This is a genomic window from Mycolicibacterium psychrotolerans (genome assembly GCF_010729305.1).
Classification (GTDB): Bacteria; Actinomycetota; Actinomycetes; order Mycobacteriales; family Mycobacteriaceae; genus Mycobacterium; species Mycobacterium psychrotolerans.
In genome coordinates, this window is sequence record NZ_AP022574.1 from 5687907 (window position 1) to 5702853 (window position 14947).

Consider the following 14947-nt stretch of genomic DNA (forward strand, 5'->3'; position numbering starts at 1 on the left):
CGTTCCGTCTCGTATGCCGAGAAGAGACGAACCCATGCCGACCGACGACCAACGCCGCGCGCAGACCGACCGCGTGACCGATGCGCTGCTCGACAGCCTGCGGCGCAACGACATGCGCGCCTTCGCCGACCAATGGGCGCCAGACGGGTTGATGGAGTTCCCATTCGCACCGCCCGGCTACCCCGTGCTGCGCAGTCGCGACGACGTCCGGGACTACGTCAAGGACTACAGCGCCACGCTGCGGATCGACACCGTGAACGAACTACGGCGCCACCACACGCTCGACCCGGACACAGTGATCCTCGAGTTCTCCGCCGAAGGTGTTGCTGTGCAATCGAACTCTCCCTACCACATGGACTACGTCGCGGTCATCACGGTCGGGACCGACGGTGTGCAGCGCTACCGCGACTACTGGAACTCCCTGGCCGCGGCAGCGGCCCTCGGTGGCGCCGACGCCTTGAGCACCGGCTTCAGGGGGCGTCATGAGTGACTCGGTCCTGGTCACCGGCGCGACCGGCAACACCGGCGCACACGTCGTCGCCGGCCTGCGTGAACGAAGTCATCGGGCCCGCGCGGCCAGCCGCCACCCCGATTCCGCCGATGCGGACGCCGTCGCGTTCGACTGGTCCGACGACGCGACGTTCGCACCCGCGCTGACCGGTGTGCGTGCGGTCTATGTGGTCGCTCCGGCGGGAGCCGCCGACCCGGTGCCGAGGGTGCGCCCTTTCCTCGAGACGGCCGCGGCGCGCGGCGTGCGCCGAGTCGTCCTGTTGAGCTCGTCGGCGGTCGCGCGGGGAGAGCCCGGTCTGGGCGAGATCCACGACCTGGTCACCGACCTCTTCGCCGAGCCCACTGTGCTGCGACCCTCGTGGTTCATGCAGAACTTCGTCGGGGACCATCCGCTGGCCGAGACCATCCGACGCGCACGGGAGATCGTCACGGCCACCGGCGACGGCCGGTTGGGGTTCATCGACGCCGCGGACATCGCCGCCACCGCCGTCGAAGCCCTGACCGCCACGGAGCCCGTCGGTGGGGACCTGGTGCTGACCGGTCCCGAGTCGCTGTCCTACCCCGAGGCCGCGGCGATCGTCTCGGAGGTCCTCGGGCGGCCGGTGCGCCATGTCGACGTGTCCACCGCCGAACTGGCGCGCCGCCTGACGGCGGCCGGATACTCGGCTGAGTTCTCGAGCATGCTGGCCGCGTTGGACGAGCGCATCCGCACCGGCGAACAGGATCTGGTCACCACGACCGTCCGCGACATCACCGGGCGCACACCGACATCACTGCGACACTTCCTTGCGGGGCACGCATCGCGCCTAGCATCATCGCCATGACCAGCCCGCATGCCACCTCCCTGCGCAACGGTGAGATCGTCGAGGAGAACGATCTCGGCTCGATCCGCCGCGTCACCGCGGACACCCTGCCGATCCTGTCCGGGCTGTCGATCAAACGCATCGTGATCAACCCCGGCGCGATGCGCACGCCGCACTGGCACGCCAACTGCAACGAACTGACGTACTGCATCTCGGGCACCTCGTTCGTCTCGGTGCTGGACAGCTACAGCCGGTTCTCGTCGTTCACCGTGAGCGCCGGCGACATGTTCCACATCGACTCCGGGTCGCTGCACCACATCGAGAACATCGGCGAGGAGCCCGCCGAGTTCGTGCTCGCGTTCCGCAGCGAGCGGCCGGAGGACTTCGGGCTGGCCGCGTCGTTCGGCGCGATGACCGACGCGGTCCTCGGCAACACCTACGACCTGCCCGCGTCCGATTTCACCGCGATGCGCCGGGACACCACCGACCGCAAACTGGCGCGGCGCACCGGCGACGCCGAGGTGCCCGCCACCGCCTGGTTCGACGATCCGCACAAATTCTCCGTCGAGGCGCAGAGCCCTGCGATCGGGGTGGCGGTCGGGTCGGCGCGCCTGGCGCGCGCGCAGTACTGGCCCGCGCTGAAGGACCTGTCGATGTACTCGCTGCGCATCCGCGAGGACGGTATGCGGGAACCACACTGGCATCCCGTCACCGCCGAGATGGGCTACGTCCACGAGGGTTCGGGCCGGATGACGGTGATGGATCCCGACGGCACCCTCGACACGTACCTGCTCGAGGAGGGTGACGTGTACTTCATCCCGCGGGCGTATCCACACCACATCGAGGTCGTCGACGCCTCCGACATCCACTTCGCGATCTTCTTCGACCAGCCGATGCCCGGCGACATCGGCTACCGCGCGTCGGCCAGCGCCTACTCGCGCGAGGTGCTCGCCGCGACGTTCAACATGCACATCGACGACCTGCCGGCGTTCCCGTTCACCAAGACCGACCCCCTGATCGTCAACCGCACCAATCCTCTGGACCCGTAGCTCGGCAGAGGATCCTTCTCCGTTTGGGTCCACCGCGCGCGGGTAGCCGCGCCGGGGAGCATCGAGGAGGACCCATGCGCGCAGCAGTACTGGAAGCGATCGGACAATCGCCGCGGTTCACGGACTTTCCCGACCCGACCGGCGACGACGTCGTCAGCGTGACGCTGGCCGGCTGCAGCCCCGTCGACCTCGCGCTGGCGTCGGGCGAGATGGGCTCGCCCGAAGTTCCCACGGTGGTCGGGAAGGAGGGCATCGGGGTCACCGCCGACAGGTACACGGGTGTACTTCGATTCTCCGCCAACGCCTTTCGGGTCGTTTGCGGAGCGCACCCGGATCGACCCGGAGAAGGCCTACCCCGTACCCGACGCCGTCGACGACGACACTGCGGTCGCGCTCGGCATCGCGGGACTCGCGGCATGGCTGCCGCTGACCCGTCACGCCGACGTCTCGGCCGGCCAGTCGGTGCTGATTCTGGGCGCCACCGGGGTGGTCGGCGCGATCGCGATCCAGGCCGCCCAGATCCTCGGCGCGGGCTATGTCGTGGGCGCCGGCCGTGACCCGGAGGCCCTGGAGAAGATCTGCGACCTGGGTGCCGACGCCACCGTGCAGCTCGGGGGCGACGACGACGTCGCCGCACTGCGGGCGGAGGCCGACGGCGGCTTCGACGTGGTGCTCGACCTGGTCTACGGCGATCCCTTCATCGCGGCGCTGCAGGCCACCGCGGTGGACGCCACGCTGATCACGGTCGGTCAGGGCGCCGGCGGCGCTCCGGCGGTCCCGTTCCACGCGCTGATGGGCCGCTCGCACGTCGGGCACCTCAACGACCTGATGCCGGCCCGGATCCTGCGGGAGGCCTACGACGAGCTCGTGAGCCTCTCCGCCGACGGCCGCATCCAGGTCGAGACCACCCGCTACCGCCTCGCGGACGCCGAACAGGCCTGGCAGGCCCAGGCCGACGGCCCGCACGTCAAGATCGGCATCGAGATCTGACTCACCCCACCCCCCGCGACCGCGCGTGTTCGTACGCCTCCGCTCGGCGTGTCGCGTACCGGAGCGCGCGCTCGCGAGAGACCAGAGCGCCAACAGTGCACACCTCCCTAGGATCGAAGCATGAACCTGCCCGGCACCCCGTGGTCGCAGTCGATGCGGCTCGAGGTCCCGATCGTCAACGCACCGATGGGCGGGGTGGCCGGCGGGGCGCTCGCCGCCGCGGTGTCGCGCGCGGGCGGCCTGGGCATGATCGGAATGGGTAGCGCCGCAACGACATCGATGCTGCACGAGCAACTCCTCCACGTCGAGGGTCTGGACCGGCCCTTCGGCATCGGCCTGATCGGATGGCGGGTCCGCGACGAACCCGCCCTGTTGACCACCGCGCTCGAGGCCACGCCGACCCTCCTGTCGGTGAGCTTCGGTGACGAATACTCCTGGGTCGTGCAGGCGCACGACGCGGGCTGTGTCACCGCGATCCAGGTCGCCGATCTCGACGCTGCGCTCCGCGCGGTCGATGCCGGGGTTGGCGTGCTGGTCGCTCGGGGCGCCGAAGGGGGCGGCCACGGTCAGCCCCGGGTCGCGACGTTGACCTTGCTCGCAAAGATACTCGACCGCGTAGAAGTCCCGGTGCTGGCCGCCGGCGGCATCGCGTCGGCGCGGGCGCTGGCCGCCGTGCTGGGCGCTGGTGCGGCGGGGGCCTGGATCGGCACGGCGTTCGCCACATGCCGGGAATCCCTGTTGCCGGATGGGGCACGTCAGGCGATGATCGCCGCCAACGCGACGGACACCATCACTACCCGCGCATTTGACGTCGCCTTCGGGTTTCCGTGGCCCGCGGACACACCGGAACGGTTGCTGCGCAACGCTTTCACCGACCGGTGGGACGGCCGCGAGCAGGAGATGGACCGCACCGCGACAGAGGCGCTGCACACCGCGATCGCCCGGCAGGACTACCGGATCGCACCCGTCAACGCCGGGCAGGGCGTCGGCGAGGTGACTGCCGTCGAATCGGTCGCAGCCGTCATCGCCCGATTGTGCGGGCGTCAGTCCACCGGCGGATAGATGAACTGCCGCCCATTTCCGTCGATCCGAGTAAGTTTCGTCACATTCCCGTCAGCGGGTTTCGAACCGTTCGCAATGGTGCATTCACAGTCCGCGAGCGCCTGAGCTTGTGTAGTTGCGTCGAGTTCGGCAACGCCATCTGCGCTGCCGCCTCCGCTCGTGATTCCCACTGACATTCCGCGTTCCCGAGAATTCGGTAATCCATCAATCGTCAACGACACCCGGGACGACTCGAATGACATCGATCCCGTTGTCACAGAAGGAGACAGAATGACAGAGCACGAGAAAGCCGACCAGGCCCGCAAGGGCCTGATCGACTCGGTGAAGGGCAAGGCAAAGGAGCTTGCCGGCGCAGTGACCGGCAACGACTCTCTGACCGCCGAAGGCCAACTCGAGCAGACGCAGGCCAACGAGCGCAAGCATGCGAACGCCGTCGAGGCGGTCGCCGACGCCGAGGCCGAGCAGGCCCGCGCTCAGGCTGCAGAGGCCCAGCAGCAGGGTGCACAGGAGCGCCGCGCGGTCAACGCAGAAGCAGCGGCCGCCGAAAATGCTGTGCAGGCACAGCAGAACGAGCAGAAGCGTGCAGCCGAGCGCGCCGCCGCCATGCGAGCCGCAGAGGAGAGGGCACAGGCCGATCTCGACGCGCAGCGCGCCGTGGAACACGCCAAGGCCGACGAGCAGGCGCAGGTCGCGGCCGCGGCACGAGAGGCCGCCGACGCCGTCGACGAGCAGGAGACCGTGGAGCACATCACCTCCAACGCCCACCGGGAAGCCGACCGGATCAGGGCGCGCGCCGCACACCTCACCAACGAAGCCGACCTGCCTTGAGCACCGGCGAGACACAGGAGCCATCGATGAGAATCACGAATATCCCCTTCGCCGTGCTGGGTCTCCAGTACAAGATCGCGCGGTTCCCGCTTCAGCTGATCGAGGACAGGGTGGTCGCGCGCTTGGACGCGGAGACCCCAGCACGCCTGTTCTACGAGCGCTCGCTGGGCATGCTGGATGCGGCCGTCGGCAACGTGCTGCGTGACTCGGAGCTCAAGACGCGTGGCGAAGCGCTCGCCGAGCGTAGTGACGCGCTCCGTCGTGCCGCCCGCCTTGATGCGGCAGCGGCGCGAAAGGAAGCGCGTGCCGCGGCCGACTTGACGTCGACTCTCGACAACGTTGCCGGGAAGAGCAAGCGGGCACGCGCATCGGCCAACCGCGATGTCCAGCAGGCGTGGACCGACGCCGAGGAGCGCAAGAACGGAGCAGCGCAGGCTGCCGGCGAGCGTGCAGAGGCAGGCAAGCACCAGGCAGACGAGGTCGCGGAACGCCGGACGAGCTCAATCAATGAGGCCAAACGCGTCGCGCAGGAGAATATCCGCGCCAACGAGAGTAAGGCCACTGCTGCTGCGCAGTCCCAGCTCGACGACGCCCAGGGGAAGCAGAGCGAGGCTGACCAACGCCGAGCTCAGGCAGAGCGAGTCGAGCAGTTGGCCGACGCCGAGAAGCAGAAGCGCCAGGCAGCGGCAGCACGCAAGTCCTGACACACGAACCACCTGATACGAAAGATCACCGCGTTCGGCAATATGCCGAGCGCGGTGATCTTTTCGGCGCCTTCCCCTCGCAGACCCGACGTGTTCACCTCATGGCGGCGGAGATGATGTCGCGAGCGCGATCGAGGATCGACGCGAACGGGCCGATGGCGAAGTTCAGCAAGGACGATTCGACCCCAGGATGCGGTCGGGTGGGGGCGATCGCCTGGGCGGCCTGCACCGCGGACACCATCCTCTTCAGGTCATCCGGGGCGAGCTCACGCTGAAGTCGATCGAACTCCTCGGCCTCCTCGCGTTCGGCGTGGTCGACCACAGTGGTCTTGAAGGCGATGAGCGCGTCCATGAACTCCTGCGAGTCGATGTCCATGTCCTCCAAGGCCGACAGCTGCTCTTTGGCGTCGCGCTCTTCGAGTAATCGGGCGTCGACGACGATGTCACCGCCGTCGATGTCCCGCCGCGCCCGGGGGTGGACGACCATCTCTTCAGCCGTCTCGTGTACGGCGAGCAGTTGTCGCAACTCGACGAATGCTTGCTCCCGCGCGGTCGATGCCGACGCATGTATCACGTCGTCGAACATGTCCTTGATCTGATTGTGCTGTCCTCGAAGGAATTCGACCACATCGTCGGTCGAATGTACGAACGTCTCCACCACGGCGAGTACCTCTGACTTCACAAACATCGGTTGTGGCGCCGCAGCTGCGCACCACTATGACGGGTTGCCGAAATAGGGCACGCCGAAACCTTCGAGTCAGAGTGAACAGACGAAAGCCCTCGCCACTGCAGAAGCGCAGTGACGAGGGCCATCGATGGCCGGGTCACCCGGCCGCGACGAAGGATCAGGCGTCGTCGTGGTGGCGGCTACCGGACTTGGCGATCCCGCGGCTCACCATGTAGCCGACGCTCAAGATCACCACGTAGAACCACGCACGGTCGGCACGGAAGTAGTCCTCATGGGAATCGGTGGTGCTGACGAGGAACGACGCGACGAGCACGCCGACGACCGCAACCACGTAAACGATGAATTCTGTTGTCTTGTAGGCGACCTTCGTCTCCGCACTTCGCCGAGCCGGCACGCGGTCATGCTTGTTCTCGACGGCGCTGTAGGCGGCGGGGCGGGGGGCTGCGGTGGGATTGTTCGTGGTCATATACGTACTCCTTGTGACAGCGGTCGACGTTTCGACCGGAATTGGGATGGTGCTGAAGACCCTTGCCGGGGTGCATTGACCCAAGGGCATGAGAAGTAGAATGCGCTGAGAGTGTCGAGGACGGGAGCGCCCGGCAATGGTCTGAATCCTTGGCGCCCGCTGTCGAGCGCTTTTCTAGGCCCAACATTGACGACCCTACCGATGGGTATCCGATTCGCCTAATTGACGCTTGAGGTTTAGAAAAGCAAAAAGTGGTTTCCGGAGAAGCGGTTTGACAAACCTTCCCGATGCAGGTGATGCGCGCGACGCCCTCTGTGCCTCACTCCAGGGTGGCCCAGAACCGATTGAGGGCGTCCGCGCCGCGGTGCGGGTCCTCCACCATCCACCAGTGCCCGAGCCCGTCGAGCACCTCCGTGCGCGCGCCGGCGCGGTCGGCCGCCCGCCTGCCCCCAGATCGCCGCCGTCTCGGGATTGCCGTGCACGAACACCGCCGTCCTGCCGCCGGCCTATCCTCGTCGGGGAGTGGCAGAGTGAAGCCATGACACGTACAACGACCGACCGGTCTCGCGTCCTGGTCACCGGCGCAGCTGGCTACGTCGGCAGTCACATCGTCAATCAGCTTCTCGCACAGGGTATCCCGTCCGCGCCGCGGTGCGCACGCCGGCCCGGGCCGACCAGGTCCGTCGCACCGTCGCCGCGGGCGGATTCGACGGGAGTGACGTCGAGTTCTCCTATGCCGACCTGGGTTCCGACGACGGCTGGGCGGACGCGGTGGCGGGAACACGGTTCGTCCAGCACGTCGCCTCCCCCTTCCCCGCCGACAATCCGCGCAACGAGGACGAGGTCATCGTGCCGGCGCGTGACAGCGCGCTGCGCGTGCTGAGGGCCGCCCGGGCAGCCGGGTGCGCCCGGGTGGTGATGACGTCGTCGTTCGCCGCGGTCGGCTACTCCCCCAAAGCCGATCAGCAATGGACGGAGAAGGACTGGACCGACCCCGCCGACGAGAACATCGCCTACATCCGTTCCAAGGCAATCGCCGAGCGGGCGGCCTGGGACTTCGCGGCGGCCGAGGGGCTCGAGCTGACGACCGTCGTGCCCGTCGGCATCTTCGGGCCGACGCTCGGACCGCACCTGTCGACCTCTGTGCAGATCGTGCGGTCGATGCTCACGGGCGAGGTGCAGCGTCTGCCGGCCCAGTACTTCGGCGTGGTGGACGTGCGGGACGTCGCCGACGCACACCTGCGGGCGATGACGGCCGGCAACGCCGCCGGCGAACGTTTCCTCGTGGTCGCCGACGAGCCGGCGATGACCTTCGGCGAGCTGGCGGGCATGCTCGGCGTCACCGTGCAGGACGATGCGCGCGACCTCGGCGAGCGGCCGCAGATCAGCAACGCCAAGGCCAAGGATCTGCTCGGGTGGCATCCACGCCCGGTCCAGGAGACGGTCGGCGACACCGCCCGCTCGCTGCACGACCTCGGGCTGATCTAGAAGCCGGACGCGATCAGGTTGACGACCGAGGCCACGATCACCGACCCGAACAGATACGACAGCAGGGCGTGTTTGAGGGCGGCGGCTCGCATCCGCGACGAGGTCAGGTTGGTGTCCGAGATCGCGAAGCTCATGCCGACGGCGTAGGCCACGTAGGCGAAGTCGCTGTAGCGAGGTGGTTCGTCGGTGTTGAAATCGATTCCCCCGACCGGTTTCTCGCGGAAGTAGATCTTGGCGTAGGTCAGTGCGTAGAGCGTGTGTACGGCGAACCACGAGATCACCACGCTGGCCACCGCGATGCCCGGCGCCAGCGCGGCGAAGTGGTCGGGCCGCGCCTTGGCCAGCAGCAGGCCGACGCCCACCAGGCTCGCCAGCGCCCCGCCGAGGATCAGCGCGAAGACGGTCTCGCGGCCCGGTTCCTCGAATTCGGCGTGGGACGCGGTCCGCTCCGCGTCGAACGGCCACAGCACCGACCAGGTCCACACCATGTAGGTGACGGCCAGCGCGTCCCAGCCGATCAGCACGGAGAACCAGCCGAACCGCACCGACGCGAGCGCCCCGGCGGTGACGCCGACGATCGTGGCCCCGATCAGGCGGACGACAGGGGTGTGTAACCGGGCCGGCGTCATCCGAGCAGTCAACCAGGCGCGGGGGCGTGAGCAAGCTCATCGACCCCTCAGCAGACCCTGCAATCCCGCTGGTCACACCCGTCACAGGATGCTGCGGAAACCTCGCGACACTCCCCTCCGGGCCGCAGCGGTGTCGCCGCCGTGCCCTATGTTGGGGCGTCCGGCCGGCATCGAGGGCAACGAGGAGGGTGAGTGGACGACCACGGGGGGCGATCGGCCGCTGACCTGCTCGAGCTGAACCGCGAACTACAGAGTTCGCCGACCGTCAGGCTGCTGTCCGCCACCAACCTGAGCCTGTACTCGACACTGATGGACCGTCACCTCTCGGCCGGGGTGGTCGCCGAGACCGAGTTGGTGGTCCGTCTCGAGCGCGACCTCATCGACCTCGGCGACGACCAGTCCGGGCTGGGGCTGATCAAAGCGTGGGCCAGTCAGGGCTGGCTGCACCGCATCGTGGAAACCAGAGCCGAGCGCCTCGATCAAACTATCTGCTACCTGACCCAGGACGCGCGCCGCGCGCTGGACTTCCTGCGCGGCATGCGCCGCCAGGACACGATCGCCACCGGCGGATCGATCAACGGCATCGCCGGCCGCCTCCGGCACGTGGCGCTCAGAGTCGGCAACGACCCCGCCCGCATCCGCAAGCACATCGAGAGCGAGATCGAGGCGCTGCGCCGTGAACTCGACGAACTCGACGCCGGCGAGCGCCCGGAACCCGACGTCACCGACGCCTATGACGAGGCCCGGGCGATCGCTCTGCAGATGGAACGCCTCATCACCGACATCGGCCAGTACGGCACGATGATCGAGCAGGCCACGGCCGCCCTCGATGAGCCCATCGACAGCAACGTCGAGTACCGCGACCGCCAGAGGCAGATGTACGCCGACTACCAGGCGGCGTGGGATTCGCAAGGCCGCGACAGCCACCGGGCGTTCCTGCGGATGATCAACGATCCCGACCAGCGCGCCGAGTTCGAGGCCGACGTGGCCGCCGTCGCCGAGGCACTGCCCCACCTCGATCCGGCGCTGCGCGCGGTGATGGCCGGGTTCTTCGAGCTCGTCGGCCACCAGATCGACGAGGTCGAACGCATCCAGCAGCGCTGCGCCCAGCGGGTCAAACGGTTCACCGCATTCGGCACCCTCGAGCAGAGCCGCGGCGTGGCCCGTCAGCTCAACGAGGCCATCGGCGCGGCCCGCACGCTGCTCAAGACCTCGCTCACCGATTCGCGGCTGGACCTCGAACTGCCCCTGGCCCGCCACGCGATCAGCTCCGTCGGCGCACTCAGCTTCAAGATCGGCGACCTGTCGAATCCCAAGCCCGCCAAGCCCGCCGGCGGCGAGGTCGACCTGGCCAGCTTCGCCGCGCTCACCACGCAGGTCGATGCGGCCGCGATGGCGGAGATGATCAACAGCGCACTGCCCCTGTCGCTTTCGCAGGCGGTGGCCAAGCTCGATAACGCCTACCTCGGCCACGTCATCGTGCTGTGGTCGTGGGCGCTCAAGCAGCCGAACGACGACACCGGCACGTCGACGACCGTCCGGTTCCGCTCCCTGGACGGCCGGGACCGCGAAATGGCGGTTCCCGAACTGTCTTTCACCGAACCGATCACCGCAGGAGTGGCCGCGTGAGCACCCATACAGAGGCCGACTTCGCCGCCTTTTCGCAGCTACCCCAGGTCGACCAGAGCGCCCGGCCCCCGCACCAGCGCCGGCCCCGGTTCGACGGCGACGTCTCCGAACTGCCCGACCGCGCCTGCTGGGCGCTGCAGCACCTGCTGACCCGGCGCTACATCAGCGCCGAATCCGACAGCGACATCTACGCCTGGGTGCTCGAATATCGCCAGCAGCTGTCGGTCCGGCTGTCCGAACTGGACCTGCTGCTGCGAGTGGTGGATGCCGGACTTGGAAACGACGGAGTCGCGTTCGTCGAACAGGCCCGTTACGAATCCGCCAAGGGCATCAAGCTTCTGCGGCGTGAGCCGCTGGGCACCTACGACTCGATCCTCGCGCTGCACCTTGCGCAGATGATGCGCGCCTCGGGCGGGCAGAGCGTGCTGATCTCCCGCGAGGAGATGCACGGACTGTTCTCCGGTGTGCTCAATGACGTCGACCGCGACGCGGTCACGTTCGCCGGGCGCATCGATGCCGCGATCGCCCGCCTGGCCGGTCTGGAGATCCTGCGGCGCAGCCGCGACGACGAGGACAGCTACACCATCAGCCCGGTGATCACGGCGGTGATGACCGCCAGTGTGATCACCGAACTGCAGCAACAGTTCGAGCTGCTGGCCAATGGCGGAACGAGCCCGCAGGAGACCGACCTTGACTGAGCAGTTCCACCTGTCCCGGCTGCAGGTGATCAACTGGGGCGTGTTCGACGGGTACCACTCGATCCGGTTCAGCGAGGGCGGGGCGCTGATCGCAGGCGCCTCGGGCAGTGGCAAATCCTCGCTGCTGGATGCCATTTCGCTCGGCTTCCTGCCGTTCAACCGGCGCAACTTCAACGCCTCGGGGGACAACACCGCCGCCGGGTCGAGCGCGGGCCGGCGCACCGTCGACAAGTACGTGCGCGGGGCGTGGGGTCAGCGCAGTGACGGCGGCACCAGCCGGGTGATGTATCTGCGCGGCGACGGGACGGCCTGGTCGGCGGTCGCGGTCACCTATGCCGGCGACTCGGGGCGGACCGTGACGGGCCTGGTGCTCAAGTGGCTGACCGGTGAGTCGCGCAACGACTCGTCGAGCCGGTTCGTGCTCGGCGACGGCGACCTCGGCATCGAGGACGTGTGCAACCGTTGGGCGGCCGGCCGTTTCGATACCGGGGTGTTCAAGGGGGACCGGGGCGAGCGAAGCGACGGGAAAGGCCAAGGCTGGCGGTTCACCACCAAGGTCGAATCCCAGTATCTGGCACAGCTGTACGCGACCATCGGCATCCGCGCGTCCGACGCCGCCCAGCAGTTGCTCGGCAAGGCGAAGTCGCTGAAGAGCGTCGGCGGCCTGGAACAGTTCGTCCGCGAGTTCATGCTCGACGAGCCCGACAGCCTGGCCCGGCTGCCCGAGGCGCTCAAGCAGATCGACCCGCTGGTCGAGGCCCGCGAACTGCTGGCGGTGGCGCAGAAGAAGCGCAAAATCCTCGGCGACATCGAGAAGATCCAGCAGCGCTACGCCTCGGAGTCGACCGATCTGGGCATCATCGACCTGGTCGACCTGCCGATGGTGCGCGCCTACACCGACCACGTCCGGCTCGCGCAGTGCCCGGCGCAGATCGCGCAGCTCGACACCACCGTCGACCAGCTCGACAACGAGTACGAGGACGTCACCCGCGCGCTGAATCTTGCTAAGGCGGAAGCGGATTCGCTCAACGCGCAGATCAGCGGCACCAGCGCGAACATCGGGCCGCTGCAGAGCCAGGTGACCGCCGCGGAAACCGAGGCCGAGCAGGTGTCGCGCCGCCGCGGCGCGTACGAAGACATGCTCGACGCACAGGACCTCGAGGTGCCCGACACCGCCGACGACTTCTGGAACCTGCGCGAAGACCTCCTCGCCCAGGCCACCGAGCTGCTGGCCAAGGTCGAACGCCACCGCGAGGCGTCGACCGATGCGGAGTACGCGCAGAAGGCGACTCGCATCGCGCGCGACGACGCCGCCAAGGAGCTCAAGCGCGTCGAGCACGTCGGGTCGGCGCTGCCGGAGTTCGCACTGATGATGCGCGAACAGATCTGCGCCGCAGTCGGTGTCGACGCCGCCGCGCTGCCCTACATCGCCGAGCTGATGGACCTGCGGCCCGACCAGACGCGGTGGCGCACCGCGGTGGAGAAGGTGCTGCGCGGTGTCGGGTTGCGGCTGATGGTGCCCGATCAGCACTGGACGGCGGTGCCGCAGTTCGTCAACGAGACCAACATGCGGGGGCGGCTGGCGCTACACCATGTGCGGGCCAAGATGCTGGGCGCCGATCCGGCGGATCCGGAACCGAACACGTTGGCGGGCAAGCTGTTCGCCGTCGACCCCGCGCATCCGTGCGCGGCCGAGGCCGTCGACGTCGTCGCAGCCGCCGGCGACCACATCTGCGTGGACACCCCCGAGGTGTTCGCGCGGTTCCGCCGCGCGGTCACCGACACCGGGCTGTACAAGGACTCCGACCGGCTGGCGATCAAGGACGACCGGCGCCCGCTCAAGCAGTCGGAGTACCTGTACCAGGGCGACGTGTCGGCGAAGATCAACGCGCTGACCGTTGACCTGGCCGCGGCCGAGGAGACCTACCAGAAGGCGCGCCGCACCGCCGACGACATCGCCGCGCAGCGCCAGCAGTGGCGCGACCGCGCGGCGGCGTGCAAGGCGATCTGCGAGCAGTTCCCGCAGTGGAGTCAGATCGACACCGAGACCGCCGACGGGCACGCCGATCGGCTGCGTGAGCAGTACGAGCTGCTGCTGGCCGACAACCCCGACATCGAGGCGCTCAATGCGCGCGCCGACGAATGCTGGTCGCAGATCCAGAAATTGATGACGCGGCGCGGCGCGATCCAGACCCGCCGCGACGACCTGGACGCGCGCCGGACGCGGCTGCTCGAGCTCTCCGAACGGCTGTCACCTGCGTTCGTGTCGGAGCCGTTGACCGAGCTGCTGGGCCGCTACGCCGGTCAGGTGCCGGTCGGGCTCGAGCTGCTCGATCCTGAGCCGCACCGCGACGCGCTGTTCTCTGCGATCAAGAAGGAGCGCGAACAGCTGCGGGAGAGCCGGCGCCGCTCCTACGACGAATTGGCCCGCATCCTCAATACGTTCGACACCGCGTTCCCCGACGCCATCCCGAACGACAGCGACAACTTCGACGAGCGGGTGCACGACTACGTCGCACTGTGCAGGCACATCGACGAGCGCGAGCTGCCCGAGGCGTACGAGCGGATGATGCGGCTGGTCACCGAGCAGGCGCCGGATGCGATCCTGACGCTGCACCGGGTGGCCGAGCAGGAGGCGCGGCGCATCGCCGAGCAGATCGAGCGCGTCAACACCGGTCTGGGCGCCGTGGAGTTCAACCGCGGCACCCGGCTGACGCTGCGGGCCACCCCGCGCAGCCTGACCGCGGTGTCGGAGCTGACGGAGATCGTGCGGGCCATCTCGCGCCGCATCGCCGAGGTGGGGCTCGGCGACAAGCAGGCGATCCTCGACCAGTACGCGGACATCCTGCGGCTACGTAACCGGCTGGCGTCGACGGCGCCCGAGGACAAGGCGTGGACGCGCGACGCGCTCGACGTCCGGAACCGGTTCACGTTCGACTGCGCGGAGTGGGACGTGGCGTCCGACGAGCTGATCCGCACGCACAGCAATGCCGGCGACAACTCCGGCGGCGAGCAGGAGAAGCTGATGGCGTTCTGCCTGGCGGGCGCGCTCAGCTTCAACCTGGCAGCGCCCGGCGGCGCGGGATCAGACGAAGCCAACCGGCCGGTGTTCGCGCAGCTGATGCTCGACGAGGCGTTCTCCAAGTCCGACCCGCAGTTCGCCCAGCAGGCGCTGCAGGCGTTCCGCAAGTTCGGTTTCCAGCTGGTGATCGTCGCGACGGTGCAGAACGCGACGACGATCCAGCCCTACATCGACAGCGTGGTGATGGTCAGCAAGACCGAGGCGACGGGCCGCAACGCGCGGCCCGTGGCGACGGTGGCCACCCGGTCGATCGAGGAGTTCACCGAGCTGCGTCACCAGATGCGGGCGGACGCGAAGGTCCCCGCGCTGGCGCGCTGAGCC

General features: G+C 68.3%; 13 protein-coding genes and 2 pseudogenes. 11 read left to right on the forward strand and 4 right to left on the reverse strand.

The window, feature by feature from the left end; translation table 11 throughout:
• The first annotated feature begins 34 nt into the window (after positions 1 to 34).
• From G6N45_RS27415 to G6N45_RS27445, 7 genes are all read left to right on the forward strand, one after another.
• Entirely contained in the window at positions 35 to 490 is a 456-nt protein-coding gene (locus G6N45_RS27415) for a nuclear transport factor 2 family protein (protein ID WP_163727436.1), read from the forward strand.
• Positions 483 to 1334, forward strand: coding sequence for an NmrA family NAD(P)-binding protein (locus G6N45_RS27420; RefSeq protein WP_163727440.1), 852 nt, complete (start codon positions 483 to 485; stop codon positions 1332 to 1334). Before G6N45_RS27415 ends, G6N45_RS27420 begins: the two co-directional genes overlap by 8 nt.
• Positions 1331 to 2362: a cupin domain-containing protein gene (locus G6N45_RS27425; RefSeq protein WP_163727444.1), complete on the forward strand. Its 1032-nt coding sequence runs from the start codon at positions 1331 to 1333 to the stop codon at positions 2360 to 2362. Before G6N45_RS27420 ends, G6N45_RS27425 begins: the two co-directional genes overlap by 4 nt.
• A 279-nt stretch (positions 2363 to 2641) precedes the next feature.
• Complete coding sequence (locus G6N45_RS27430; protein WP_246228811.1) at positions 2642 to 3352, forward strand: quinone oxidoreductase family protein; 711 nt, start codon at positions 2642 to 2644, stop codon at positions 3350 to 3352.
• Between the two features lie 120 nt (positions 3353 to 3472).
• A complete protein-coding gene (locus G6N45_RS27435; protein ID WP_163727448.1) occupies positions 3473 to 4414 on the forward strand; it encodes an NAD(P)H-dependent flavin oxidoreductase in 942 nt (313 codons plus the stop codon).
• Positions 4415 to 4684: 270 nt separating this feature from the next.
• Positions 4685 to 5242 carry a CsbD family protein gene (locus tag G6N45_RS27440; protein ID WP_163727451.1) on the forward strand — a complete coding sequence of 186 codons (558 nt, stop codon included), beginning with the start codon at positions 4685 to 4687 and terminating at the stop codon, positions 5240 to 5242.
• Between the two features lie 26 nt (positions 5243 to 5268).
• Entirely contained in the window at positions 5269 to 5946 is a 678-nt protein-coding gene (locus G6N45_RS27445; RefSeq protein ID WP_163727455.1) for an IF2 family translation initiation factor, read from the forward strand.
• A gap of 94 nt (positions 5947 to 6040) precedes the next feature.
• Here G6N45_RS27445 and G6N45_RS27450 read toward each other — a convergent pair whose 3' ends face one another.
• The 3 genes and pseudogenes from G6N45_RS27450 to G6N45_RS28185 all read right to left on the reverse strand — a co-directional run.
• Positions 6041 to 6607, reverse strand: coding sequence for a hemerythrin domain-containing protein (locus G6N45_RS27450; protein ID WP_163727459.1), 567 nt, complete (start codon positions 6605 to 6607; stop codon positions 6041 to 6043).
• A 184-nt stretch (positions 6608 to 6791) separates the two neighbouring features.
• The gene (locus G6N45_RS27455; RefSeq protein WP_163727462.1) at positions 6792 to 7100 is read right to left on the reverse strand and encodes a hypothetical protein; all 309 of its coding nucleotides are present in this window, start codon (positions 7098 to 7100) and stop codon (positions 6792 to 6794) included.
• Positions 7101 to 7419: 319 nt separating this feature from the next.
• Positions 7420 to 7545, reverse strand: a pseudogene (locus G6N45_RS28185) (alpha/beta hydrolase); the annotation flags it as partial.
• Between the two features lie 93 nt (positions 7546 to 7638).
• Between G6N45_RS28185 and G6N45_RS27465 the strand changes: the two are divergent.
• A pseudogene (locus G6N45_RS27465) lies at positions 7639 to 8588 on the forward strand (NAD-dependent epimerase/dehydratase family protein).
• Here G6N45_RS27465 and G6N45_RS27470 read toward each other — a convergent pair.
• The gene (locus G6N45_RS27470) at positions 8585 to 9217 is read right to left on the reverse strand and encodes a DUF1345 domain-containing protein (protein WP_163727465.1); all 633 of its coding nucleotides are present in this window, start codon (positions 9215 to 9217) and stop codon (positions 8585 to 8587) included. The pseudogene G6N45_RS27465 and the gene G6N45_RS27470 sit on opposite strands and share 4 nt — an antisense overlap.
• Positions 9218 to 9409: 192 nt before the next feature.
• Between G6N45_RS27470 and G6N45_RS27475 the strand changes: the two genes are divergently transcribed.
• The 3 genes from G6N45_RS27475 to G6N45_RS27485 are packed head-to-tail and all read left to right on the forward strand — an operon-like array spanning position 9410 to position 14944.
• Positions 9410 to 10846, forward strand: a complete 1437-nt coding sequence (locus G6N45_RS27475; protein WP_163727468.1) for a DUF3375 domain-containing protein — start codon at positions 9410 to 9412, stop codon at positions 10844 to 10846.
• Entirely contained in the window at positions 10843 to 11544 is a 702-nt protein-coding gene (locus G6N45_RS27480) for a DUF4194 domain-containing protein (RefSeq protein ID WP_163727471.1), read from the forward strand. The genes G6N45_RS27475 and G6N45_RS27480 overlap by 4 nt, the downstream gene beginning before the upstream one ends.
• The gene (locus G6N45_RS27485) at positions 11537 to 14944 is read left to right on the forward strand and encodes an ATP-binding protein (RefSeq protein WP_163727474.1); all 3408 of its coding nucleotides are present in this window, start codon (positions 11537 to 11539) and stop codon (positions 14942 to 14944) included. The genes G6N45_RS27480 and G6N45_RS27485 overlap by 8 nt, the downstream gene beginning before the upstream one ends.
• Positions 14945 to 14947: the final 3 nt, after the last annotated feature.